At 70.6% G+C, this 23,620-nt stretch carries 18 protein-coding genes and 1 pseudogene; 12 read left to right on the top strand and 7 right to left on the bottom strand.

Annotated features, from left to right (window positions below):
• Positions 1 to 52 precede the first annotated feature (52 nt).
• Positions 53 to 1,276: a low temperature requirement protein A gene (locus ACFV57_RS40105; protein ID WP_385243393.1), complete on the bottom strand. Its 1,224-nt coding sequence runs from the start codon at positions 1,274 to 1,276 to the stop codon at positions 53 to 55.
• Positions 1,277 to 1,415: 139 nt separating this feature from the next.
• Positions 1,416 to 2,036 (bottom strand): TetR/AcrR family transcriptional regulator, encoded by a 621-nt coding sequence (locus tag ACFV57_RS40100; protein WP_385243369.1) that lies wholly within the window; start codon positions 2,034 to 2,036, stop codon positions 1,416 to 1,418.
• Positions 2,037 to 2,131: 95 nt separating this feature from the next.
• On the opposite strand from ACFV57_RS40100, the gene ACFV57_RS40095 reads away from it, so the two are divergent.
• Positions 2,132 to 3,394 (top strand): NADH:flavin oxidoreductase/NADH oxidase family protein, encoded by a 1,263-nt coding sequence (locus ACFV57_RS40095; protein WP_385243366.1) that lies wholly within the window; start codon positions 2,132 to 2,134, stop codon positions 3,392 to 3,394.
• A 54-nt stretch (positions 3,395 to 3,448) separates the two neighbouring features.
• Here ACFV57_RS40095 and ACFV57_RS40090 read toward each other — a convergent pair whose 3' ends face one another.
• Together ACFV57_RS40090 and ACFV57_RS40085 are read right to left on the bottom strand one after the other, a co-directional pair.
• A complete protein-coding gene (locus tag ACFV57_RS40090; RefSeq protein ID WP_385243363.1) occupies positions 3,449 to 3,844 on the bottom strand; it encodes a VOC family protein in 396 nt (131 codons plus the stop codon).
• A complete protein-coding gene (locus tag ACFV57_RS40085) occupies positions 3,841 to 4,134 on the bottom strand; it encodes an ArsR/SmtB family transcription factor (RefSeq protein ID WP_385243360.1) in 294 nt (97 codons plus the stop codon). The genes ACFV57_RS40090 and ACFV57_RS40085 overlap by 4 nt, the downstream gene beginning before the upstream one ends.
• A gap of 247 nt (positions 4,135 to 4,381) precedes the next feature.
• On the opposite strand from ACFV57_RS40085, the gene ACFV57_RS40080 reads away from it, so the two are divergent.
• Positions 4,382 to 5,311, top strand: a complete 930-nt coding sequence (locus tag ACFV57_RS40080; protein ID WP_385243357.1) for a hypothetical protein — start codon at positions 4,382 to 4,384, stop codon at positions 5,309 to 5,311.
• 60 nt (positions 5,312 to 5,371) lie between these two features.
• The gene (locus ACFV57_RS40075; protein WP_385243354.1) at positions 5,372 to 6,025 is read left to right on the top strand and encodes a transglycosylase SLT domain-containing protein; all 654 of its coding nucleotides are present in this window, start codon (positions 5,372 to 5,374) and stop codon (positions 6,023 to 6,025) included.
• A 137-nt stretch (positions 6,026 to 6,162) separates the two neighbouring features.
• Here ACFV57_RS40075 and ACFV57_RS40070 read toward each other — a convergent pair whose 3' ends face one another.
• Positions 6,163 to 7,407 carry a DUF418 domain-containing protein gene (locus tag ACFV57_RS40070; protein ID WP_385243351.1) on the bottom strand — a complete coding sequence of 415 codons (1,245 nt, stop codon included), beginning with the start codon at positions 7,405 to 7,407 and terminating at the stop codon, positions 6,163 to 6,165.
• Positions 7,408 to 7,791: 384 nt separating this feature from the next.
• Here ACFV57_RS40070 and ACFV57_RS40065 point away from each other — a divergent pair, with 384 nt between their 5' ends.
• From ACFV57_RS40065 to ACFV57_RS40030, 8 genes are all read left to right on the top strand, one after another.
• On the top strand, positions 7,792 to 8,283 hold the full coding sequence (locus ACFV57_RS40065; RefSeq protein WP_385243348.1) for a hypothetical protein: 492 nt from the start codon (positions 7,792 to 7,794) through the stop codon (positions 8,281 to 8,283).
• Positions 8,284 to 8,657: 374 nt separating this feature from the next.
• A complete protein-coding gene (locus ACFV57_RS40060; RefSeq protein WP_385243345.1) occupies positions 8,658 to 9,266 on the top strand; it encodes a hypothetical protein in 609 nt (202 codons plus the stop codon).
• Between the two features lie 179 nt (positions 9,267 to 9,445).
• Positions 9,446 to 11,731, top strand: coding sequence for a DUF6603 domain-containing protein (locus tag ACFV57_RS40055; protein ID WP_385243343.1), 2,286 nt, complete (start codon positions 9,446 to 9,448; stop codon positions 11,729 to 11,731).
• Positions 11,732 to 11,746: 15 nt separating this feature from the next.
• On the top strand, positions 11,747 to 14,113 hold the full coding sequence (locus ACFV57_RS40050; RefSeq protein WP_385243341.1) for a hypothetical protein: 2,367 nt from the start codon (positions 11,747 to 11,749) through the stop codon (positions 14,111 to 14,113).
• Between the two features lie 93 nt (positions 14,114 to 14,206).
• Positions 14,207 to 17,710, top strand: a complete 3,504-nt coding sequence (locus ACFV57_RS40045) for a hypothetical protein (RefSeq protein ID WP_385243338.1) — start codon at positions 14,207 to 14,209, stop codon at positions 17,708 to 17,710.
• Positions 17,711 to 17,774: 64 nt separating this feature from the next.
• Positions 17,775 to 18,917 carry a hypothetical protein gene (locus tag ACFV57_RS40040; RefSeq protein ID WP_385243335.1) on the top strand — a complete coding sequence of 381 codons (1,143 nt, stop codon included), beginning with the start codon at positions 17,775 to 17,777 and terminating at the stop codon, positions 18,915 to 18,917.
• Between the two features lie 40 nt (positions 18,918 to 18,957).
• A complete protein-coding gene (locus tag ACFV57_RS40035; protein WP_385243332.1) occupies positions 18,958 to 19,668 on the top strand; it encodes a hypothetical protein in 711 nt (236 codons plus the stop codon).
• 25 nt (positions 19,669 to 19,693) lie between these two features.
• The gene (locus ACFV57_RS40030) at positions 19,694 to 20,734 is read left to right on the top strand and encodes a hypothetical protein (protein WP_385243329.1); all 1,041 of its coding nucleotides are present in this window, start codon (positions 19,694 to 19,696) and stop codon (positions 20,732 to 20,734) included.
• A gap of 166 nt (positions 20,735 to 20,900) precedes the next feature.
• On the opposite strand, the gene ACFV57_RS40025 is transcribed toward ACFV57_RS40030, so the two are convergent.
• Positions 20,901 to 22,307 carry a carotenoid oxygenase family protein gene (locus ACFV57_RS40025; RefSeq protein ID WP_385243327.1) on the bottom strand — a complete coding sequence of 469 codons (1,407 nt, stop codon included), beginning with the start codon at positions 22,305 to 22,307 and terminating at the stop codon, positions 20,901 to 20,903.
• A 137-nt stretch (positions 22,308 to 22,444) separates the two neighbouring features.
• Positions 22,445 to 23,067 (bottom strand): annotated as a pseudogene (locus ACFV57_RS40020) (HTH domain-containing protein).
• A 41-nt stretch (positions 23,068 to 23,108) separates the two neighbouring features.
• On the opposite strand from ACFV57_RS40020, the gene ACFV57_RS40015 reads away from it, so the two are divergent.
• Entirely contained in the window at positions 23,109 to 23,462 is a 354-nt protein-coding gene (locus ACFV57_RS40015; protein ID WP_385243390.1) for a RidA family protein, read from the top strand.
• The last annotated feature ends 158 nt before the right edge of the window (positions 23,463 to 23,620 follow it).

Raw genomic sequence — 23,620 nt, 5'->3', positions numbered from 1 at the left:
CATCACCGTGGCGAGCGGGCAGTTGGGCCCGAGGGCGCGCTGTCGGGTGACGTCAGTGATCCTGCGCATCGAGCCGTTCCAGCATCTGCCGCTGATGCCGGTGGCCGACCGTTTCGTAGCCGACCACGGTGACGAAAGGGGCCAGCATGACGATGAGCAAGCACACCGCGACGGGGACACCGGCCGCGGACAGCAGGACGGCCGCGAGGAGCACGGCGAGCGTGAGGGAGATCAGCAGCAGGTGGAGCCGGTCTGCCGCGGACAGCAGCAGGGTGTGCAGCAGGTAGACCATCAGCAGGTAGAGGCCGACCGGGAGCGCCAGGGACAGGACCACCGCGACGCCGCTCAGCCCGGAGTGGTGTTCCAGCTGAAGTCCGGCCACGTGCAGCCCGGCACCGGCCCCGGCGATCCCGATGAACAGGGGGATGTGTCCGTAGCCGAAGAGGTATCCGCGGCGGCGACGGTGTACGAGGACGTCACCGAAGGGGGTGGCGAAGTAGACCCACCACATGCCGAAGGTCAGCCCCACCCCGGCGACGACGACGGCGATCGCGTCACCGCTCCAGTGCGTTCCGTCCGCGCCGCCGAGGAGACCGCCCGACGAGGCCACGGTGCCGACGACGCCCTCGCCGAGCACGATGATCGCGAACAGGCTGTACCGCTCCGCGACATGGTGGGGATGCCAGGGGGTTCCACCGGCGCTGCCCTGGGTGAGCACCGGCAGCAGCAGTTCCAGCGCCCCGAGTACGACGAACGCGACGAACGCGACGGCGAGCGGCGGACGCGCGAAGCCGACCACGATCCAGCCGAGCTGGGCGACCACCGTCCAGCGGATGTTCGCCACCCCGACGGCCCGGAACGCGGGGGCCTGCCGGGCGGCGCGCCACCACTGCGAGACCATTGCGATCCGCATCAGGACATAGCCGATCACCATCACCCGCAGTTCGAGGTGTCCGCCCACCTCGACCGAGTGGAACATGGCCGGCAGGCCGAGCGTGAACACGACGACACCGATCATCTGCACCATCGTCAGGGCCCGGTAGAGCCAGTCGTCGGTGCTGAAGGCGGAGGCGAACCAGCTGAAGCTGATCCAGGCCACGCTGATCGCGACCATCGCCAGCACGAACGCGGTGACCGCCGGCGCCGCGTGCCCCTCGGCGACCATCTCGGCGAAGTGGGACGCCGCGGTGCCGACGGCGACCACGAACGTGAGGTCGAACAGCAGCTCCAGCGGCGAGGAGACCCGTCCGTGCTCTTCCGGGTCGCGGCCGGCCATCGGGACCAGCCGTCGTGACCGGGCGCGCCGACCGGCCTTGCCGGTGTTCTGTGGATCATTCATACGCGGCATCATTTCCGACGCCGTCGGTTCCCGAGTGCGCGCGGCCCGGCGTGGCGCGTCGGGCCGCGCGGCCCGCTCAGGTCCCGGTTTGCCCGGTCGGTGGCGTCGCCGTCTGTGGGACCGCCGGTGAGGCGGCGAACAGTGCGTGGACGGCGGCGCGCACCTGACCGGCGACCGCCTCGGGGGTGGCGGTGTCGAGTTTGCCGTCGAGGTGCAGGAACGCCAGGCCGTGAACCAGGGCCCACACCGCGGTCGACAAGGCGGCCGGATCGGCGCCGGGGAAGGTGGTGCGCACGATGCCGCGGACGTATTCCCAGATGGCGGCGGTCGCGGTGGCCCGTTCCTCGTTGCCCGGATCGCAGGGCTCCGCGAACATCACCCGGAACATCGCCGGATGGTCGAGCGCGAAGCGCACGTACGCGACGGCGACCGTCGCGAGGTCGTCGGCCGTCGCGGGGGACGGGTGGGCCGTGGCCAGGCGTCCGGCGAGCTCCCGGTAGCCCTGCGCCGCGACCGCGGAGACGAGCGCGTCGCGGTCCGCGTAGTGGCGGTAGGGGGCCGTCGCCGACACGCCGGCCCGTCGTGCCACCGCCCGTAGGGACAGCCCGGCACTGCCGTCCTCCTCCAGCAATTCCCGCGCGGCACGCAGACAGGCGGCGCGCAGATCGCCGTGGTGGTACGCACCCTCGTGTGGCACAGGACGCTTCCCCTCATGTTTGCGGTGCTCACATCGTCCTCTAATGTAAACGGTGCACACATCGTAGGCGATCGAGACGAAGGAGGGGATCACGGATGACCAGCGAGCTGTTCTCGCCGCTGCCCTTGCGCTCCGGAGCGGCGCTGGGCAACCGGATCGCGAAGGCGGCGATGGAGGAGAACATGGCCGGTGACGGCCAGTTGCCCGACCGGCGGCTGCTGAGGCTGTACCGGCGCTGGGCCGCCGGCGGCGCCGGGCTGCTGATCACCGGAAACGTCATGGTCCACGCCGAGGCGCTGACCGGCCCGGCGGGCGTCGTGCTCGACGACGCCGCGCCGCTCGAACCGTTCACCGAGTGGGCCGCGGCGGCCAAGTCCGGCGGCGGGGCCGTGTGGATGCAGATCAACCACCCCGGCCGCCAGATCCAGGCGGACATGCCCGGTGTGGTGTGGGCGCCGTCCGCCGTGGGCGTCGACCTGGGAAAGCACAGCAGCCGGTTCGGGCGGCCCGTCGCCATGACCCCCGAGCAGATCGAAGCCACCGTGGCCCGGTTCGCGGTCACCGCCGCGCGGGCCGAAGCGGCCGGGTTCGACGGCGTGGAGATCCACGCCGCGCACGGCTACCTGCTGTCGCAGTTCCTGTCCCCCCTGGTCAACCGGCGCACCGACGCATGGGGCGGACCGCTCGAAAACCGGGCCCGGATGCTGCTGGACGTGGTCCGTGCCGTCCGCGCCGCGGTCTCGCCGTCCTTCGCTGTCGCGGTGAAGCTCAACTCCGCCGACTTCCAGCGCGGCGGATTCGACGCCGACGACGCCCGGCAGGTGATCGCGATGCTCGCGCCGCTCGGCGTCGACCTGGTCGAACTGTCCGGCGGCAGCTACGAGAGCCCGGCGATGTCCGGCCGCCCCGCCGACGCCCGTACGCAGGCCCGCGAGGCCTACTTCCTGGACCTGGCGAAGGACCTCGTCGGGACCAGCCCGCTGCCGCTGATGCTCACCGGCGGCATCACCCGCCGCGACACCGCCGAAAAGGTCCTCGCCGGCGGCGTGGCGCTCATCGGGATGGGCACCGCCCTCGCCGTCACCCCGGACCTGCCCGGCCGCTGGCGCGACGGCCGCGAGGCCGACCGGCAGCTGCGGCCGGTGAACTGGTCCGACAAGGCCCTCGCCTCCGCCGCCGGCATGGCGCAGGTCCGCCACCAGCTGCGCCGCATCGCCCGCGGAAACCGCCCCACACCTGGCACCCACCCGGCGTACGCCCTGGTCACCGAGCAGCTCCGGCAGCGACGAGCGCTACGCCGCTACCGCACCTGGCTGCCCGCGGCACGCGGCGCCGTCACCGCGGACCGCGCGGCGTGAGCGGGCCGCGCCGGGCTCCCGGGCGTACTCGCCCGCGTCGGCTCCGAGGGGCCGTCACGCCTTGTTGTGGTGGACGATCTGGATGAGGTTGCCGCAGGTGTCGTCGAAGACGGCCGTGGTGACCGGGCCCATGTCGGCCGGCTCCTGCGTGAAGACGACGCCCTTGCCGCGCAGCCGGGCGGCCTCCTGGTGTACGTCCTCGACCTCGAAGGAGGTGGCCGGGATGCCGTCCTTGACCAGTGCCTCCTTGTACGGCGGGACCGCGGGGTGGCCGGACGGCTCCAGCAGCAGCTCGGCACCCTCGGGGTTCTCGGGCGAGATCACGGTCAGCCACCGGGCGTCGCCGCCGAGCGGGATGTCGTTCTTCTTCTCGAAGCCCAGCACCTCGGTGTAGAAGCGCTCGGCCTTGGTCTGGTCGTCGACGAATACCTGGGCGACGTAGATCTTCATCTTCCGGTCTCCGGTGTTCCGGGCTTGAGCCAGCGCGTAACGATCTGCTCAAGCGGTTCGGTGGTGAGGTCGTGGAACTTGTAGCGGCCCTCGCGCCGCGTCTCTATGAGCCCCGCGGCCTCCAGCACGGCGAGATGCTGGCTGATCGCCTGGCGTGACAGGCCCAGCCCGTGCTTCGTGGAGAGCCGCGCGCATATTTCGAAGAGCGTCTGACCGTTCCGCTCCGCCAGCTCGTCGAGGATCGTTCTACGGGTCGGGTCGGACAGCGCCTTGAAAACATCGTCTGGCACGTCCCCACCATAGGCAAGTCCACACTTGCCTATCAAGCCGGGGGCGAGGGCGACCGGCCCAGCACTCCGGCCACCTCGCGGAACGACTGCCGCGTCATCGCGACCGCTCCCCAGGGGCGTTCCGCCGGGTTTGGTGGGACGGGAGTTCCGTTGTGGGCCGGAGCCTTCCTGGCGGGCGTTGTGCGGAGGAGTATGTGCCTTTGCGCGGGATGCTCGGTCCCGACCGGAAACTGGTGTGGGGTGCGGCGTGCCGTTGTTCATGGTCTGGCGGGGCTCGTTGGGCGACACGGGGCTGTGGTGGTCGCAGACCGGCAACGGGGTCAGCTGGGCGCCCCGGCAACGGGTCTACGGCGCGGAGTCGATGGAGAAGCCGTCGTTGGCGGCGTGGCGCGGTCTGCTGTACATGGCCTGGCGGAGCGTGGAGCGCGGTCAGGCGCTGTGGTGGGCGGTGTACGACGGACGGGGGTGGAGCGGGCCGCGGCCGGTGCCCGGCGCGGGCTCCAGCCACGGTCCCTCGCTGGTGGCCCGCCCCGACCGGCTGCACCTGTACTGGAAGGGGGCGGGCGGGGACGAGCGGTTGTGGCACGGCACGTTCGACGGCAGGTTCTGGACGCCGGGGCAGACGTTGTTCGACGGCTGGTCGGTGACCGCGTCCCGCCCCAGCGCCACCACCACTCACACCACCGACGTGTGGCTGGCGTTCACCGGCGCGGGCCGGGACCGGTCGATCCGCCTGTGCTCGTCACCCGACGGATCGACGTGGAGCCGCCACGACATCGTGGCGGTGCCGGAGGCGGTCAGCGCCTGGCCCTCGGTCGTCGGCCAAGTCGGGGCCGGGCCCACGGACCGGCTGCTGGTGGCCTGGCCCGATCGTGACGGCTGTGTCCGGTGTGCGGTCTCCCCGGACGCCGCACGGCACTGGTCGCGGCCGGCGGCCGTACCCGCACGGACACTGCGGGGTATCGGATTCGCCGCATGGGGCGCGGCGGACGCCTACGCGGTCTGGGCGGTAGGGCCCCATGACGACCACAGCATCTACTGGGCCGACACGGCGGGCAGTACGTCCTGGCGGGACCCGCATACCGACAGCCCGCTGCGGCCCGGCCTGCGGCGCATCGGCGAGTGGGCGTCTCTCAGAGAGCCGGCGCTGGCCGCCTACGGCGACATGTGGCGGTGACCGCGGGAGCAGGACAGCTGCCGGCCGGCACTTTCGCCCCCTTCCCAGCGATGTGATGGCATGAGGCACATGGTGACGACAAGGCACTGCTCTCCGGTACGGCTTGCCACCGTGGTTCTCGTCCTTGCTGCTGGAACCGCGGCCTGCACCCCGGCCGGCTCCGGCGCCGCCGGCCGGGCGCCGACAACGCCGACGCCCGCCACTTCTGCCTCGCCGCCGGCCGGAGCATACGATCCCGCCCGCCTCGCGCCCCAGGTGACGTCGCGCGCCCGCCAGGCTGGTGTGAACCCCCAACTGCTGATGGCGATCCTGTACAACGAGGCGTACAAGCCCCATGACCCGGAGTGGGAGCGCGCCTGGCAGCGCACCAAACCGGACGCCGCCTTCGGCATCGCCAACATGCACAAGGCCGCTTTCGACCAGACCAAGCGGGGACGCGACTTCGCCGACCGCGCCTGGCAGGAACTGCCCGACGACCGCGACCTCGCCATCGAGGCCGCGGCGTGGTACCTGCACGACCTGGCCGGGCAACTGCCCGCGCAGCGCAGCGGCCCACTGTCGCGGGACGAGTTGCTGGCCCTGGGCTACAACACCGGGGCAGGCAACATGCGGGCCTTCGCAAGAGGCACGGCACCCGGCCCGCAGGCGCAGTCCTATCTGGACCGCCTGCACAACAATTGGGCCATAGCCCGGCAAGCCCTTCAGCGCACCTGAGGCTCCGGCCGGTTGCCTGCGCGAGGGCTTCGACCTGGTCCCGGCAGACGGCGACGATGAGGCCCGCGCGAGGGGAAGCGGCGGTGGACCGTGGCCGTTCCGACGCCGCCCTCGGCCCGCGCGGTACAGCGGGCGGGTCATCTGATGTATGTGGCCGGCAACGTGGCCATGTTGAGCAGGTACTCCAGTGGGCCGCGGCGGAAGAGGCGTTTCCAGAGCATCGCGAACACCATCATGATCACCGCGAAGCAACCGAGTACCCAGAGGGGGGACCCGGGCACGTCCTCGATCCCCAGGGCGCGGATGACGAGGATGTGGGCGACGTACGCGGTCAGCGACATCGTGCCGATCGCGGTGACCGGTGCGGCGAGGGCGCGCAGCCGACGGTGCCGCCCGACGAGAGCGCAGCAGCAGACGACGACCACGAGCGCGACTCCGGTGTTGCCGAGAACGGACGGCGTCGTTTCACTGTGCGGTGCCGCCACCAGTAACCAGGCCGGGGTGTTCGCCGTGGGATCGCCAACGGCGTCGGACCACCAGGCGCTCGAAGGCGACGCTCCGTCGGTGACGGCGGAGATGGCCGCACGGGCCTGTGGCAGCAGGCGCAGCAGGAGCCATGACACGCCGTATCCCGCGGCCATGAGCGCGCCGCCGGTCAGCAGCAGACGGGTGCGGACCGCGGCGGTGGTCAGGTCGAGTCTGGCCACCGCCATTCCCGCGATCACGAAGGGCACCCAGCTGAGCACGGGGTAGTCGCCGGTGCACAGCAGCCCCAGCACCCCGTCGGTGCCGCTGACCCGCGCCAGCGGGTCGTGGTGGACGACAGCGGCGGCCCAGGCGCCACCGGCCGCCGACACACGTATGCCGTAGAGGATCTGCGGCAGGATCAGCGCGCCCGCCCCGGCGATGATCGCGAGGGTGCGCGGGGCGAGCCGGTACAGGGGCAGTGCGACGACGAAGGTGAGGCCGTAGTAGGCGAGGATGATGTCGACCGGTGTGTCCAGGGCGGTCAGGGCGGTACCGGCGACGAGCAGAGCCGCGGCCCGGATCAGGATCTTCGCCACGGCCTGCCTGCCCCGGCGCCCTCTCCTGGGCCTGGAGCGCCCGGTGATCAGCACCAGGGAGAAGCCGGCGAGCAGGGCGAACAGGGCGGACGACCGGCCGTGGGCGGCTTCCATGACGTGGCCGACCGGTCCGCCCGTGGACGGATCGGGGCCGACGTGCGCGGCGTACATGCCCAGGACCGCCACGCCGCGGGCAAGGTCGACTCCCAGCAGCCGCCCGGAGGCGGGGGCGTTGGGCGGGGCGGGCGGCGCGAACCGGTTGGGCGGCGGGCCGTCCCGGGCAGTGGCCAGTGCACCCTCTGGAGGGTCGCTCGTCATAGGGGAAGCCTTACGCGGGGCACTGTCGGCGAGCGCCTTTTGGCGATGATTTGGGAGAACAGCGAGCCTGTCGCGGGCGGCATGGGGAGACGGCTCACACCGGGCGCGGTCCGCGGTCCAGGCCGAAAGCGGTGTACAGAGCCCGCATAGCGCCCGGCAGGCAAGGTGCCGGGCACAGCGCGGATCTGCGGGATTCGGCGGCGGTCACCAGATCCAGGGCGACCCCGGCTGCGGCCAGGGACTCGCAGAAGAGGGGTACGTTCTTCGTACGGGACCGCATTCCGCTGCCGACGAGCGATACCCGGCCGGCATGACGCGGAGTGGGCGGGAGGGGAGCCGCCCCTCGCGACCGAGAAGATCGTTCGTGCCAACACGGTGCTGGCGGTGGGCTACGACCTGGGCACCGCGGTCGGACCGGCTCTCGGCGGTGTGCTCCTGGCCGTCGGCGGGCCGCGGTTCGGACCGGCCATCGATGCCGCCGGCTTCGGTGCTTCCGCACTGCTGGTCGGCCTGATGCCGTCGACAGGCTCTCCGGGCGCAAGCGCCCGCCCCTTTGAACGGCCGAAGCTGCTCGGCCGGGTATCGGTCGTCACGTCCGACGCCGCCGCCCGGACACTGTGCCTGAGCATGTTCGCGGTCATGATGCTCGCCTGTCTGGACAACGCGGCAGCCGTTTTCCTCATGCAGGACTCACTCTGCGGAAGCGTGGTCGACTACGTTTTGATGATGTCCGCGTTCGGTATCGGAATGATCGTGGGACCGCTGGCGATCTCCCTTTGCCGGGGAAACATCGCGCCATTCCCGCAAAGAGTCTCGGTACTGTCTACGGAGCCGTTTATTCATCCATGGCGGCCGGCGGCCTGGTGGCCTATCTGATGGCGCCATGGGCGCTCACCTTCTTGAGCCCCCGTGGCACCTTCGTGCTGTCCGGGTGCGGAGTGCTGGTCGTTCTGGGATTCCTGATCCTGCGCGGCCGGCTGCCGACGGGGGACGTAGAACATGACGCGCCGTCATGGCGACGTGTGCTCGGCTCCGCGGGAACAGTTCACGCGGGGGCGGCGTGTCGGTGGGAGACACATCGGATCGCCTGCCTCATAGTGGTCGCCGGGTTACGGAAGGTGGTGGACGGATGCCTCGGGCGAGGATGGCGGGCTCGGGTTCCACGCGTGCGTATTCGGGCTGCGCATCCGTCTGCGGGCGTGGCCGAGGCGGTGCGAGGTCAGTGGGAGGTCTCGCGGGGACGGTGGCCCGTGCTCACTGACGGGAAGTCCGGCGAGGAGGCGCTTGCGGAGAAGCTCCGGCAGGCGGCGACCGTGGGCGACGTGGCCAAGGTGGCGGACGTGCCGTTCCTCCCCGAAGTGCTCGGCTATCAGCTCAAGAACTGCAATGCCAAGGTGAGCGAACCGCTGCCCAACGGCAGGGGCAGGGCCGTGGCACTGACCGCGGCGGTCACGCGGGGCCAGGGGGAACTGCTGAAGAGTGTGGCCTTCTGCGGAGTTCGCGTGCACAAGGCCACCACCGCGGACACCACCTGGGCCCTTTTTCTCGACATCGACGTCAACAAAGGGCTCGGCGATATTCCGGCCGTCAAGGACTTCCTCTCCCAGGGCGGCGCCGATTTCGTCAAGGTCGGGCATGTGCAGCTACTGGTGACGAACGATCTGCTGACGTACGACAGCACCTTCCAGGTGAACGCCGTGTTCAGGGAGCTGTTCCCGGAGCTGTTTCCGGCGAAGCTCCCCGCGCTGCCCTATCCCGGCCAGACGGAAGAGTTCGCTCCGGGTGTCCACGTGATCGCCAAATACCGGCTGGGCGGACGCGAGCAGCCGTTCCTCCGGGTCGACATCACCAAGAAGTAGCCGATGCCGATGACCGGTCGGCCGAGGGGCTGGTAGGAGTGGACGACCATCGCGGCGGTTCGGCACCGCATGCGGATCGGGGCCTCGTCAAAAGCGTCCTGAACGACTTGCCGGTTCGAGCCGGTCTGGCCTACGTACCGGCGACTTCCGCTCAGAACAGCCACGGGGCCGTTCGGGTGATGCTGCTCCTGTCTCCCCACCTGGGCCCCCTCACCCTGGATTTCCAGGCCGCCATCGACATCCCCCTCGCCGCGGACTGGAAGCCCGCCATGACCCTGGCGGGCATCGGTATCAGCGGCAGGGGCGGCGGAATGAACCCGTCACTGGCCGTGGACACCGGCTGGTCCGTCGGCGGCGCCCTGCTGTTCAACCCCCAGGAGGCGGCGAAGGGGAGGCAGCAGTTCGACGGGATCATCCAGGTCACCCTCCCTTTCTTGACGGCCAATGTCGCGGGCTCCTACGGAAAACTCGACGACAACGGGGAATTCTCCCTGTTCGTCTTCTGCGAACTGGGGCTTGCCGGGCGGTTCATGGATGGAGGGATCGGACCGCCCTCTTTCAGGCTGAAACGCCTCATGGGCGGCGGCGGACATCATTCCGAGGTGCGCCTGCCGGGGATCAACGAACTGGAGAAGTTCCCGCTCCTGCGGGGCCTGGACGATATGTTCGTGATGGGTGTGGCCAACCCGTCTCCCTTGAGAGTGCTGGGTGTCCTCTGCGACTCGTCCGACAAGAAAGAACCATGGGTCAAGCCGAGGGCGGGGAACTCGTGGGCCGCGTTCGGTGCCGAGTTCGAGGTGTTCGGGTTCATCGGCCTCAACCTCATGGGCCTGGTGGAGTGGGGGAGTGGCTACTCCGTCTCGGTGCTCGGGGTCGGTGAGGCCCGGTTCCCCAAGACGGAGCGCGACCCCGACAAGCTCACGGCCTTTGTGGCCCTCCAGGTCACCGGGCAGTTCCTGCGGAGAGAGGTGGAGGTCGGCAAGTCCGGCGGGGCCGCCCCGGCGACGCGGATGGAGTCCGTGTGGACGTTGGCGGGCGTTCTGTGGGACTGGTCCTTCGTCTTCGACCAGAACTCCTTCATCAGCGGCGGATTCGCCTTCATGACGTGGCGGGAGGGCGAGCACGAAGGCGACTGGGTGTTCACCGTTGGCGGGTACTCCCCGGACTACACGGCGCCACCGCATTACCCGAACGTCCCGCGGGTCGGTATCACCACCAGTTACAAGCACATGTTCACCGTCCAGGGAGAGCTGTACTTCGCCTTCAACTCCAAGGCGCTGATGCTGGGCGGGAGCGTGTCGCTCACCGCCGACCTGGCGAAGCTCCGCTGGTGGATCAGTGTCCGTCTCGACATGTGGATCAGCTGGTCCCCGTGGCGGGGCGGCTTCAGCGCGGGCGTGTCCGTGGGGCTGGAGGCCGCCGTCGACGTCGGCCCCGTCCACCTCCGCCCCCGCATGGAGGTCGGGGTGGACCTCGCCATGTGGTTCTCCGACGACGGGTGGGGAGGCGACTGGAGCGTCCACGTATGGTTCGTGTCGTTCTCGGGCCGGTTCGGCGTGGAGCGGCTCGGCGACCACATGACCGTGGGGTGGGAGACGTTCCAGCGGCAGATCCCCAACCCGGTCAAACCGCGCCCGCGCGCGGGAATGGAGCCTCCCGACGCTCCCGACGTGCAGATCACCCACCTTTCCCACATCGGGCCGCCGTTCGCCGCGGAGCCCGGGGACGCGGCGGACCCCGAGAAGGCGAGCGAGCCGTGGCTCGTCGCGCAGAGCGGCTTCACGTTCACCACGTCCTGCGTGGTTCCGGCCACGTCGGTCACCGTCAACGGCTCACCGGTCGAGCTGGGCGAGCCCTCCGGCGGGCAGGGCGAGCAGTCCTCGCCCGGCCTGGACATCCGGCCCATGGGCCTCAAGGGGGTGCAGGCCGTACACCACTTGACCGTCTGTCACCTGCCCAAGGGCGAGCAGGTCGACGTGGCGTCATGGGGCTTCAAGCCGGTCCGGTCCAACGTACCCGCCTCCTTGTGGGGGAACCCGGACAAGAAGACGGCCGAGCTGGACGGCGATCTGGTGCGGGGACACGTCACCGGCCTGGAGGTGACCGTCCCGCCACCCAAGGGCCACTGCGCGGCCCATACGGACGGCACCCCGCTCCTGGTGGACGCCGACGCCCTCGAAACGGAGTGTGTGGACGCCGCGGACCAGCACCCCTTCGGGGACCTTCCCCTGACGGCGAAGGCCACACGGCGGGGAAGCGCGACGACGAGGAGCAAGGACGGGTCCACCATCGGCCTGATCGCTCAGCAGATCGCCTCCAAGGCCACCTCCGCCGCCCGCACGCAGCTGTTCCAGGCCCTCGTCGGGGCCGGGCTGTCACCGGGGCACGACGATCCGCTGACCGCGTACGCGGGCAGCGCGCAGATCACCCTGACCGACGACCCGCTGCTGGCGCAGCACGTGTGAGCCTGAGGAGCAGTGATGTCGCAGCCCGCGATGTACCGGACGGGCACACCGCTGAAGGTGGCGTTCCACGACAGCTACGTGCCGAATCTGACGGCCGGGACGTACACGGTGCGGACCGGGCATGTGCTCGACGGGCACGTGCTGGATTCCGCCGCGCAGGAGTTCACGGTCGCGGCGCCGCGTTTCGTCGTCGGCGACCGCCTCGTCGAGGCGCGCTTTCCGGCCCCTGGCGCCGGCGGGGACTACCAGCGGGTAGCGCCGCATCTGACCCTCACGAGGGAACTCCTGCCCTGGGCCCGCCCCCTCGCACCCGAGGACGCGAACAAGCAGCCGCCACAGCCGTGGTTCACCCTGATGCTGTTCCGTGAGGGGGAACTCCTTCGCAACGACGCGGTCACCGTCGATGTGGCCCTCACATCCGACAAGGGGGTGAGTGTCCCGGCCCTCGGCGGGGCCGACACGGCCGAGGCGAAGCGGACGGTCTGCCGGGTCATCGAGGTCGGCGCCGAGACGTTCGACCGTATCGCCCCGCTCCGGGACGAACTCCCGTACCTGGTCCACGCCCGGGAGGTCACCGAGAAGCTCCACCCCCACCGCCTGTTCCTGGACAGCGGTGAGGACCTGCGGGCGGGGCGGTACGCGGTCGCCTTCGCCAACCGGCTGCCGCGCACCGACGGGAGCTACAGCGTGCACCTCGTCTCGCTGGAGGGCTGCGCTGGCCACTTCTCCCCGAAGGGCCGGCAGCCACGGCTGCGGTTGCTCTCCCTCCACTCCTGGTCCTTCAACCAGGTGAGTTCCGGCCACGCGGGCTTCGCCTCCCGGATGCGCCACCTCGCCGCGCCCGGCGTCGCCGACGCCGAGCACGGCTTGAGCCTGCGCCTGCCCGAGCCCGGCAACGCCCTCCCCGAGGACGCCGCGCGCCGCCTGGCCGAAGGGTACGTGCCGACCGGCTATCTCACCTCGTCGGGCGAGGAGACCTTCGGGTGGTACCGCGGCCCGTTCACGTCCCGACGTGCCCTCGATCCGCCCTGGGGGAAGGACCTGCTGGAACGCCCGGACGCCGCCCTGATCTACCTCCAGGACCGCGGCATCTACGACCTGAGCTACGCGGCCGCCTGGAACCTGGGACGCCTGCTGGTACTGGCCGACGCGAACCTCTCGAACCCCCTGGCACGCGCCCGCTCCGCCGCCTGGCAGGCCATGCACCTGGCCACCGCGTACGGCGGTCTTTTCGCCGCCCACCAGCGGGCCCCCGTCGATGGCCGGCCCGCCCGACCGCCGGCAGGCCACGAGCTGATGGACCACCTCATGGACGGCGGGCTGGGCGACGAACTCCTCTCCGGGCTGGGCCTCGGCCAGGCGCCGGACGCCGCGAGGGCCGACGCCGCGGTACAGGCGCCACGAAGGGCGGACCGCTCGGCACCGCAGCGGCCCGGGCCGCGCAAGGAAGCCTTGGCGGCGGCACTGCGCCGCGGCGCCGCCCACCCCCGTACCCGCCACTATGTGCGGCGTGCCGTCACCCACCACGTCGGCGCGATCGCCCCTGCCACGGCCGGGGACGGCGACGTGCCGCCGCTGGACGACGAGCAGCGGGTCGCGGCGCACCTCGACGAGTGGACCCTGCTGACCGCCGCGCCCTTCCACTACCTGGTGCCGGACGCCCGCCTGCTGCCGCCCGAGAGCCTGCGCTTCTTCTATGTCGACGCCGCCTGGCTGCGCGCGCTGGTCGACGGGGCGGTCAGTGTGGGAGTCGGAACCACCTTGGACAGTGAGGTCACCGAGGCCCTCCGGGAGGCGGTGACCAACGATCCCCACGCGCTGCCGTGCGGGATGCTGATGCGTAGCCAGTTGGTCGCGGACATTCCCAACCTGCTGGTCACGGCGCAGACCAAGGAGGGGAAGGCGGTGCCGGGCTACCGCCGTGACCTGCGTGGTGGCGTGCTGCTGCTCCTGTTCGCGGACGTTCCCTCCAGCATCACGGTGGCCGAGCCCTGTCACGGGCTGCACTTCGGCCTCGACGAGGGCGACGAGAGCGACCAGGACAACAACGTGATCCGCCTGCGGCGCCTGAAGAACGGCACGGGGGAGAACCAGGGCATCGGGCGGAACCTCGGGGCGGACCTGAAGAACGTCTCACGGTTCTTCCGTCCGGCGGCCCAGGGCGCCGTTCCCGACGTCCTGCGCCTGGCCGAGGACCCGGGCGCCAAGGCGGGCGACCCCGGGGCCGGCGGCCTGGTCGCCGCGCTGACCCAGGAGCTGCGCGCGCAGGGCCAGTTCGACCGCGAGAAGGCGGTCCTCTGTCCGGCCGAGTTCGCGCTGCAGTGTGTCAACGGCCCCCAGCAGCTGACCTTCCGCTACCAGGGCTCGGGGAAGGACGCATGACATCGCACCGGGCCGCGGCCGGGGAGACGCCCCCGCGCCCGCCCGCCCTCACCCGCCGACGCCCTCCCGCGTGCCGGGAAGAAGGAGCCCTCCATGACCGCTGACGAGGCACTCATCGTGCCCATCCGCGTCGATGCCCTGGTCCTGAACGACGGCCTGCGCGCCACCGGATTCCGCCGCTGGAGACCGTCCTTCAAGCGCCTGAAGCACCTCGCGGACCCGGAAGACCCGCTACTCGGGCAGGAGGACATCAGCCAACCGGCCGACCACCACTACAACGGTGTCTACCTCCAGTGGCGCCTGCCCGACAAGCTGTGCGAAGGAGTCCACGACGAGCAGGCTTCCGGGGCGGCGGTGTTCCCGAAGATCCCCAACCGGTGGCTGGTCGTGCGCTACAGCGCCGCCCCGGAGCACGCCCCCGAGGCGTCCTGCGCCTGGGTCGTCGAGAGCGACTACCTCGGCCCCGAGGGTTCCTCGGAGTTCTTGGAGCCGGGCACTCTCAACGCCACCCTGATCGGCCGCAAGACCCCGCTGACCGGGGCGACGGACAGCTGGAGCGAACCGGACAGCGCCCGAAAGCTCTTCCTGGACGTTCTGGGGCCCGGGCTGATGGCCTTCTCCGCCTTCCAGCCCTACAACGAGGACGTCCTCTCCCTCCACGACCCGCTCTCGCCGGAGCTGCGGGACCCCGGGAAGAAGGTGACGCTGAGCTACTGCGTCCTGGGCTGGTACTCCAACCCCGCCTTCGACCCCTCCCGTACTCCGGACCCCCTCAAGACGCTGGCCACGCTGAAGTGGGCCGTCAGCGAGATGCCCACGGACCTGGCCGGCGCGGTGTTCCACGGCACGGCCCTGTCCCTGCCCGCGGCCGGAACCCCGGAACTGGCCCCCAGGCCCCATGCGGACACCGTGAAGATCGCCGTGGGCCACAGCCTGGCCGAGGCGGTGAGCGCCCTCCACACGCCCCGTCCGGCGAACTCCTGCGGCGTTGAACCGACGGTGCACAGCGCGGTCCTCCGCAGCCTGCTCGCCGGCACCCTCGAACACCTCGGCACCCCCGACCTGTCGGTCAAGACGGACTACGCGACGCACGCGGGCACCTTCGCCACGACCCCCACCGGCGTCCAGTGGAGGACGACCGAGCCGAACGCCGCCAAGACCACGCCGAAAACCGGCTCCACGCCCCCCACGGACAAGGACCTCGCCGGCCTCAACGCACAGCAGGAGAAGGTGTGGCGGGGCAACCGTGCCCTCGCCCAGCAGCGCCAGCGCCTGGTGGACCTGTGGAGGCTGCGTGCCCAGGCCGCCGACGACACGGGCCAGAAGGCCGAGGCCCGCAGGCAGGCGCTCGACAAGACACTGAGGGCGGCCCTCGATACGGCCGACGCGCGGCGCAAAGCCGTCCAGGGCGACCTGATCGAGTACGCCGCACAGCAGGAGAAGATCACGAAGGCGGCCGGCGACGCCGGTCTCGACCTCACCTGGTTCCCGGAGCCCGCCTACTACCGGCCCCAGGACCCCACCATCGTGATCCAGGACATCGGCGTCGACGAGCCGCTCGCACCGACGTCCGACCTGCCCTGCCGGTACGCGCACGACACCCTCACCACCGTGCCGGGCCTCGACTCCACGGCACCGGCCGACCCGCCCGGCCGCGACCGCACCGCCTGCCTGCCCGCATATCTGCGAACCGCCGCGGCAGCCGCGTTCACCGAGTTCGCCCTGCTGGACCGATGCGCCCGCCGGCCATCCGCCGACGACCCGAAGCGCAGCCTCCTCGACGACGTCCTGAAGGACGGCGAGACCGCCGCGGCCCTCAGCCCCTACACCACGGCCTGGGCACCTCCCTGGTCGCCGCTGTTCCTGCTGTGGAAAGCCGAATGCGCCCCTATCGCCTACCGGACCGGCACCGCCTCCTGCTGGGACTTCGACGGCACCCGCTTCGTCTGGAAGGGCACCGGGGACCAGCAGCACCAGCCCGTCGCCAACCGCTCCACCATCGCCCCACTGCCCGGCTTCGTCGTCTCCCGCGCGATGGCCAGGCTCGCCCGTGACAGACCCGGGGACACCAGCGCCTACACCCGGGTCGGCGCGGAGGCCGGGAAGGCCGACGTGATCTCGCAGAGCCTGGCGGGCTTCAACGACTGGTACCTGCAGCGCACCCCCATGTCCCACCTGCTGCCTACTTACCGGAGCAAGAGCGAGGACGAGGACGAGCCGGCCCGGCGCGTCGCCGGGCACCTGGCCGAACTCGACCCGGTCACCGGAGCCCCCACGGCCCGTACGGTCAGCCCGCCCCAGCTCGCCTGCGCGGACCCCGCGGGCCCGGTCTTCCAACCGGTCCGGGCCGGCCAGATGTGCCTGACCGCCCTCAGCGTCGTCGACCGCTTCGGACAGTCCGCCGACCTGATGAAGGACCAGTCCGAAGTCCGCACCTCCACCCCGCCCGCAGCCGACAGGATCGTCAAGGATCTCCGGCCCTACAAGGGGAAGGTCGTCGAACTGCCCCCTCGGCTGCTCCACCCGGCCCGCCTGCGCATCGACGCCGCAGACCCCCATGACGACACGGTGCCGGCCCCCGGCCTCCGGGCCCTGCCTCGTATGGCCGGATGGCTCGTCCCCAGCCCACTCGACCGCTCCCTCGTCGTCTACGAGCCCGACGGCACCCCCCACCTGGAGCTGCGCCACGGCCCGCAGCACCCCGCCCAGCTGAGACCGCCACGCACCACACCACCGAACGTGTCCCTCCCCGCGACGTTCCAACGCCTGATCACCTACCTCAAGAGCCTCGACACCGAGGACTTCACCCAGGTCCTGGCCACGCTCGACACCGGGCTGACCACCATCCGCCGCACCGACCAGGACACCGCGAGCCTCGCCGTCCTCGCCGGACGCCCCCTCGCCCTGGTCCGTGTCCGCATCGGGATCGAACTCGACGGGCCCCCACCGGGCCCCAACGGCTGGGACACCGTCCACCCGGCTCCCGACCTCCACGTCCTCGACCAGAACTGGCCACTGCGCCTCGGCGAAGCCGACCTCACGCAGGACGGCCTCATCGGCTACTTCCTCGACAACGACACCACCCGGCTACGTACACACCACATCACCGGGCCAACGGACAAGAACGGCAGGAAAACGAAGGTCAGCGACCATCTGCTGCACCTCACCGGTGGCGACCCACAGCTCACGGTGCCCTCCTCCGTCAGCCCGCTGGCCGAAGGGCGCTACGTCACGCTGATCGTCGACCCCTGGTGCGCGGTGCACGCCGTCACCGACCTGCTGCCCGTGCAGACCTTCCAGCTTCCCGAGCCGGCCGTCCGCCCCGGCATCAACAGCCTCAGCATCCCTCTCTCGACGGACCCGCTCCTCACCCCGCCCGATCCCGACGCCACCACGGTGCTGATGCCCCGGCCCAGCGCCTTCCACGGCCGCTGGCAGTGGGCTCAGCGCTCCTCCACGACCAAGGACACCTGGGACACCGCCCCCAACCTCACCGCCCCCGACGGGGCCGCCGCGTTCTGTCCCACGCCCGCCCGGGCCCGCGCAGGCTTCCTCCAACTCCGCGAAGCCTTCACGCACTACCACACCGACCCGTGATCCCACCGCGCCCGGACACCCCGGCCCGTGGACCACACCACCGCCCGACGTCAAGGAAGCGGCCATGACCGACGCCACCCTGGTGCCCACCCTGAGCACCAGCCCCGACCCCCTTCAGGTCTCCAGCGCCGACAGCGCCCGCGACGGCAAGGTCAGGGTCGATGTGACTCCGCACGGCGGCGCCGCTGCCTCCTGCGAGCGCGTCACCATCGCGTTCCCCTACGGGGACAAGGCCACCGACCTGGCCGGCACCGCGACCTCCGGCAGCTTCACCATCGACATCACCCCGAAAGGATGGTCCGTCCAGAAGTCCAAGGCGGAGGACGGCATGTGCACCATCACCGTCGAACCCGACCACGACCCAGGAGTCGTCAAAAGCAACGAGCCGCTGCGCATCACCCTGGCCAACCTCAAGATGAACACGGCCATCGGCAAGTCCACGGTCACCGTCACGATCGACAAGAGCCCCACCGAATTCCCCTGCACCAAGGCGCCGGCCGGCTTCGAGTTCGGCAATCTCAAGCCCGACGAACTGGCGGTGAAGAACGGAAAGAAGACACGGCTGTCCTGGAACCTGAGCAGCCCGGCGAAACTCACGCTGCGCTGGACCGGGGCCGACGACAAGGGCAACATCACCCAGGGGGTCTTCCCCTCGTTCCAGGGCAGGATTTTGGAACACGACACCCCTGAGCTGTACAACACCACGTTCTTCCAGCTCACCGCGGAGATCCAGAGCGGCGCCGCATCCGTCGACCACACCCTGACGACCGTCGTCATGGTCACGGAGCCCAGCCTGGAGACCGGTCCGCTCACCGTCACCGGCACCACCAGACTCGCGGGCTGTTCCCACCCCGTCGCCGGAGACCCCCACGCTCTGAACTACGCCATCGGCGCGACGAAAACCTACACCCCCACCACGGACGGAATCGTCTGTGCCGGCCTCAGAGGCGGCTTGAAGCAGGCGCGGCTCACCTTCACAGCACATGACACCTTCGCTCCCGACCAGAAGGGGGAGCCGGGCGACAGGACGATTCAGCTCACCGCCCGCCCGGGCGAATGGGCGTACACGGAGTTCTTTGTCGCGGCGGGAAACTTCTTCACCGTCGGTGGCCTGCTCGATCCCAGGGAAACAGAACCGACGAACCCCGCGTCGGGACTCTATATCCGCTGGATCGCCCTCGGCAGCGGCACCCTCACCGCCTCCTGACCACACCACCACACCCATGCCACCGCGGAGGCACTTCCTGATGGCCATCCGACTTCCCCGATACCTCCCCCACGTCTGCGCGGCCTTCTTCATCCCTGCCGGGGCGGGCTCCACCCAGGACGGCCAGGGGAAGGGATGGGCCGCGTTCCTCACGACCGACGCCAAGGTGTATCTGCGTACCCTGACCGCCGGCGGGACCTGGGACAGCAGCACCTACGGCGACAACGCCGTCGATGTCGCTCTGCGATGGGTCGGGTACGCAGAGGCCGTCACCGCGGCCGCCCCGGCAGTCGCCGCGGTGGTGAACGAGGGAATTCCCTGGTTCGTCCAGGCCGGGGGGAGCGGCCGAACGGTGATCATCCCTCATCCGAAAGCCGAGGCCGATGCCACGAGCGCGCACGCCTGGTTCACGATGAAACCCCGGACGGGCCAGGAAATCTCCCACCTCTTCCCCCACCTGCCGGGCGATATCGCGGACATCACCTCCGCGACCGCGCTGCGCCAACAACCCGACAAAGCCGTCGTCTTCGCCGGGGCCGCCTACCATCTCGCCGGAATCGGCAGTCCTTCCACCGACCCGTTCCCCGCGACGCAGCACCTTCCGTTCGCCGTCCACGCGGCTCTGACGATCGACGAGGACACCCTCCTCCTCAAGGAGGCGGACGACACCTGGCACGTCGCCGCGGTGCGGGTCCCCAGGGATGACGCGACCGGGATCCGCTGGTCCCAATTCACCCTCACCACGACCTGACCTCTTCCTCTCGCAGGAGCGCACGATGACCAGACTGGCGCTGTACACCGCCGGAACGAAGTTCATCACCCTGATCGTCGACACCGCCGTCCGGCAGATCGACGCATGCGGCCACTGGCTGCGGTTCGACAAGCCGGCCCATGTCATGCCGGTGGTCGACCTCGCCCGGGACCTGGTCTACCGCATCCCCCGCGCGCAGAACGGCATCGACGAGATCGATGTCAGCAACCCCAACGCCCTGACGCGGACCCATCTCGCCACGTCCGACAACGCCAACCTGCTCTGCGCGGCACTCTCCTACGGCCAGAACGCGCCCCAGCAGAGCGAGAGCCGGCTGTTCTGCGGCTCCCACGACGGACAGATCTTCACCTTTCCCCTCGCTCCGAACGGAAAGACCCGGAAGACCGACTCCGAACCCGCGGCATACAACGTCACCGATGCCCAAGGAAATCCGATCGTCGACCTCGCCGTCAGTGACGACGGCACCTACGCCTTCGCCCTCGTCCAGCGCCAGGACGGCCGGCCGGCCCTCGTCACCCAGACATTCGGCCCCACGCCCAGGAGCACCTATTCCGGCCGGCCCGCCTGGGACACCATCGAAAACCCCCGCTGGGTCAGCCTCTCCCCGGACCGGCGCCACATCCTCGTCACCAGCGACAAGAACAACAAGTACACCATCGTCGACACGACGAAGAACGAAGCCCGGGCGTACGAAGGCCCCGCCATGTCCTGGGCGGCCTGCCGACCCGTCTGCCACAACAAGACGGCGTACTACATCTCCTGCTCGTACACATTCTTCGACACGTCCATCCGCTCGGTCGCCGCCGTAGACCTGCAGAGCGGTGCTTGGAAAGGATCGGCGGACGCCCGTGGAGCGACCCTGTGGGCGGTCGGAGACCGATACCTCATCTGGGTCGATCAGGACCGCGGGGCCGAGATGCTCGAATTCGGCGACACCCGCACGGATGTCGTCCCTGTACTGAACAACTGCGGCCCCGGTAAGACTGATGACGCAGTCGGCGACCGTTCATTTCCCCCCGGAGCGCTCGTCGACGCGGCCTACTGACGCGCGCCGGCCGGCAGTCGCGGCCTGGATGTCTTTCTCACGGCACGTCACCACGGCCGGGGGCTCGGGACGGACGCTGTCCGCTGATGGACCTGCTGGCCGGCGAACTGACCTGACGCCCCTCGCCATGCAGGGCCGACCCACCTCACCTGAGTCAGCCGTTGTGTCAGGTCACCGATCGTGTACGGCTTTCCTGGTGGGAGGTCGTCCGGGGGCCGGGAATCCAGTTGCCGTGGAAGCCTGCCGGTATGCGTACGGGTACGTGGATCTCGGCGACCGGGGCGGCGCCGAGGTCGGCGGCGTCCAGGATGGCCAGGTAGCCGGTGCCGCGGGAACGGTCGTGGGCGAAGGTGAGGAGGTACCCGTCGTCCTCCTGGCCGGGGGTGACGGGGGAGCGGGGGACGAAGACGGGCTCTCCGCAGAGGTGGCCGGCGGGGAAGCGGTGGGTGCTGCGCAGGGCGCCGCGGGCCAGGTCGTACTTGTAGATCTCGGTGTGCCGGGGCTCGGCGTCGAGGGTGAATCCGGCGGTGTAGCCGTAGCGGTGCGGCAGGCCGAGACCGGTGTCGGCGATGCGGGGGTATTCGCTGGGCGTGTCGTCCAGCGGGGTCTCGGTGACCCTGCCGGTGGCCAGGTGGAGCGCCCACTGGTGCAGGGCGGGCAGGCCTCCGCCGAGGTCCTGTGGCCCCTGGCGCCACAGGGCCGGGACGCGGGTGCCGGTGAGGGTGATCGTCCCGTCGGTCTCGAAGGCGTTCATCGTGTGCCACACGTAGCAGGGGGCGACGTCGAACCACCGTACGCAGGCGCTCTTCCCGCTCCGGGGCAGGATGCCGAAGCGGGCACGGTGTCCGTCGTCCCACCGCCAGGGCGGGCCACCCGCAGCGGCACGGTCGGCGTCGAAGACGACGGGCAGATCCATGAAGACGACGTGGCGGGCGGTGAGGGCGAAGTCGTGCATCATGACCGCCCGCGGCAGGTCCACGGTCTGCTTCTGGAGCACTTCTCCCGCCGCGGAGGCCCGGTAGTAGGTCAGGTACGGCGGCCGGAGGCGGTAGCCGAAGAAGTGCAGCTCCCCGGTGAGGGGGCAGGTCTTGGGGTGCGCGGTCATGGGGGTGGTGAGCGCCCCGTCGAAGGTGAAGACCCCGAGGGTCGTCAGGTCCGGGGTGACCTCGTAGGGGAAGCCGCCTTCTTCGAGGGCGAAGAGCCGGCCGGCATGGGCGATCAGGTGGGTGTTGGCCGTGGTGACGCGGTAGTCGATCCGTGAGGTGGCCGGATCGAAGGCGAGGGCGAGGCGGGAGGCGCCCGGCTGCGCGTACAGCGGGGTGCGCACGTAGCGGTTGCGGTACCAGGTGGCGTGGCCGTCGGCCAGTGCGATGGTGTGGATCATGCCGTCGCCGGCGAAGTAGTGGGGCGACCAGCCGCTGCGCGGGTTGGGCCCGTTGCGGAAGAACTGGCCGCACAGTTCCTTGGGGACGGTGCCGGTCACCGAACTCGGCCGGTGGGTGACCTCGGCCGCGACCGGCGCGTTGTTGCCCGAGAGGTGCAGCGGTGCGGGCGAACCCGATGGCGTCGTCATCTGCGGTCTCCTGCCGTGGGGTGAGGCAGCCAGGGTCTCGCGGCCGGCGTCCCGACGGCAGTCTTGTTCTTTTCGCACGCGTCAGCCGCCGCCCTTCCCACGTCACCGACCTCCGGAAATGAGAAGGCTTCGCACTCTCAGGACGGATCTCCATAGCGCCTCGCCATCGCGGCAGCACGCTCCCGCAGGGATACGCGCAACGACTGCGGAGCCAGGGCCTCCGCGTCCGTGTCGAGTTGCCACAGTGCCCATAGCGCGTGGCGCGTGTCCTGGAAGGTCACCTCCAGCCGGAGCCGTCCGTCCGCTTCGGGTTCTTCCGCACGAACGGCCAGGGCGGTGTCCAGCAGCTCTTCACGGCGCGCCGGATTTCGATCATGGTGGTGCCGAGCACCTCCTCGCCCGCCAGTCGGCGGGAGAGCAGGTCGGTCTCCGGGTCGACGAGAAAGCGCCGGGCCGCGTCGCTCGCGGTGGCCCGGTGGGTCTCGGGCAGCGCGTCGACCACCTTGCGCATGGCCGAGGTGAGTGCCGAGCCCAGGCCGAACACCTGGTCGCCGTGCCCCGAGCCGGCGGTCAGCAGGGCCAGAGCCTCGTCGTGGTTCAGCCCGGTGAGCTCGGTACGGAAGCCGGGCAGCAACGCGAAACCGCCCTGTCGGCCGCGTTCGGCGTAGACCGGGACGCCCGCCGCCGACAGCGCCTCGATGTCGCGCAGCACGGTGCGGGTGGAGACCCCCAGCTCACGGGCCAGCGTGGTCGAGGTCAGCTGTCCTCGTCCTGTAGAACTCTCCGTATGCGCGCCGACCGATTGGTCTCGCTGGTGCTGCTCCTGCGCCGGCACACACCCGGACCCTGTACATATCGGGGCAGACCGCGATGAACGGCGACGGCAAGCCCGAGCATGACGGTGACATGGCGGCGCAGCTGGCGCTGAGCATCGACAATGTGGAGGCCGTGCTCGGGGAGGCCGGTATGTCTCTCGCGAACCTCGTCCGGCTCAACGTCTACACGACCGACGTCGATCTGCTGTTCCAGCACTACGGTGTGCTGGCGGCGCGGCTGGGCGCCGTCGAGGCGGCGCCGACCACCACGATGCTCGGGGTGACGCGGCTGGCGATCCCCCGTCAGATGGTCGAGCTTGAGGGAACCGCCGTCGCGTGACGTGATGTCCGCGGCACGGCGCGGACGACGCCGGGCCGCGGGGCCCCCCCCCCGGGGGGGGGGGGGCCCGGGGGGGGGGGGGCGGGGGGCGGGGGGGGGGGGGGGGGCCGGGGGGGGGGGGGGGGGGGGCCGGGGGGGGGCGGGGCCGCGGCGGGCCG

Origin of the sequence: Streptomyces sp. NPDC059788, assembly GCF_042732265.1 — a bacterium.
Classification (GTDB): Bacteria; Actinomycetota; Actinomycetes; order Streptomycetales; family Streptomycetaceae; genus Streptomyces.
Note: the sequence above shows the minus strand (reverse complement) of the source record. Positions and strands in the feature narration are given on the sequence as shown.

What these genes read in the sequence shown, in the direction of transcription:
- ACFV57_RS40035 (WP_385243332.1), top strand. Translation starts at nt 18,958, where the DNA reads ATGGCCATCCGACTTCCCCGATACCTCCCCCACGTCTGCGCGGCCTTC.
- ACFV57_RS40030 (WP_385243329.1), top strand. Translation starts at nt 19,694, where the DNA reads ATGACCAGACTGGCGCTGTACACCGCCGGAACGAAGTTCATCACCCTG.
- ACFV57_RS40050 (WP_385243341.1), top strand. Translation starts at nt 11,747, where the DNA reads ATGTCGCAGCCCGCGATGTACCGGACGGGCACACCGCTGAAGGTGGCG.
- ACFV57_RS40095 (WP_385243366.1), top strand. Translation starts at nt 2,132, where the DNA reads ATGACCAGCGAGCTGTTCTCGCCGCTGCCCTTGCGCTCCGGAGCGGCG.
- ACFV57_RS40025 (WP_385243327.1), bottom strand. Translation starts at nt 22,307, where the DNA reads ATGACGACGCCATCGGGTTCGCCCGCACCGCTGCACCTCTCGGGCAAC.
- ACFV57_RS40045 (WP_385243338.1), top strand. Translation starts at nt 14,207, where the DNA reads ATGACCGCTGACGAGGCACTCATCGTGCCCATCCGCGTCGATGCCCTG.
- ACFV57_RS40105 (WP_385243393.1), bottom strand. Translation starts at nt 1,276, where the DNA reads ATGGCCGGCCGCGACCCGGAAGAGCACGGACGGGTCTCCTCGCCGCTG.
- ACFV57_RS40055 (WP_385243343.1), top strand. Translation starts at nt 9,446, where the DNA reads ATGCTGCTCCTGTCTCCCCACCTGGGCCCCCTCACCCTGGATTTCCAG.
- ACFV57_RS40070 (WP_385243351.1), bottom strand. Translation starts at nt 7,407, where the DNA reads ATGACGAGCGACCCTCCAGAGGGTGCACTGGCCACTGCCCGGGACGGC.
- ACFV57_RS40040 (WP_385243335.1), top strand. Translation starts at nt 17,775, where the DNA reads ATGACCGACGCCACCCTGGTGCCCACCCTGAGCACCAGCCCCGACCCC.
- ACFV57_RS40075 (WP_385243354.1), top strand. Translation starts at nt 5,372, where the DNA reads ATGAGGCACATGGTGACGACAAGGCACTGCTCTCCGGTACGGCTTGCC.
- ACFV57_RS40090 (WP_385243363.1), bottom strand. Translation starts at nt 3,844, where the DNA reads ATGAAGATCTACGTCGCCCAGGTATTCGTCGACGACCAGACCAAGGCC.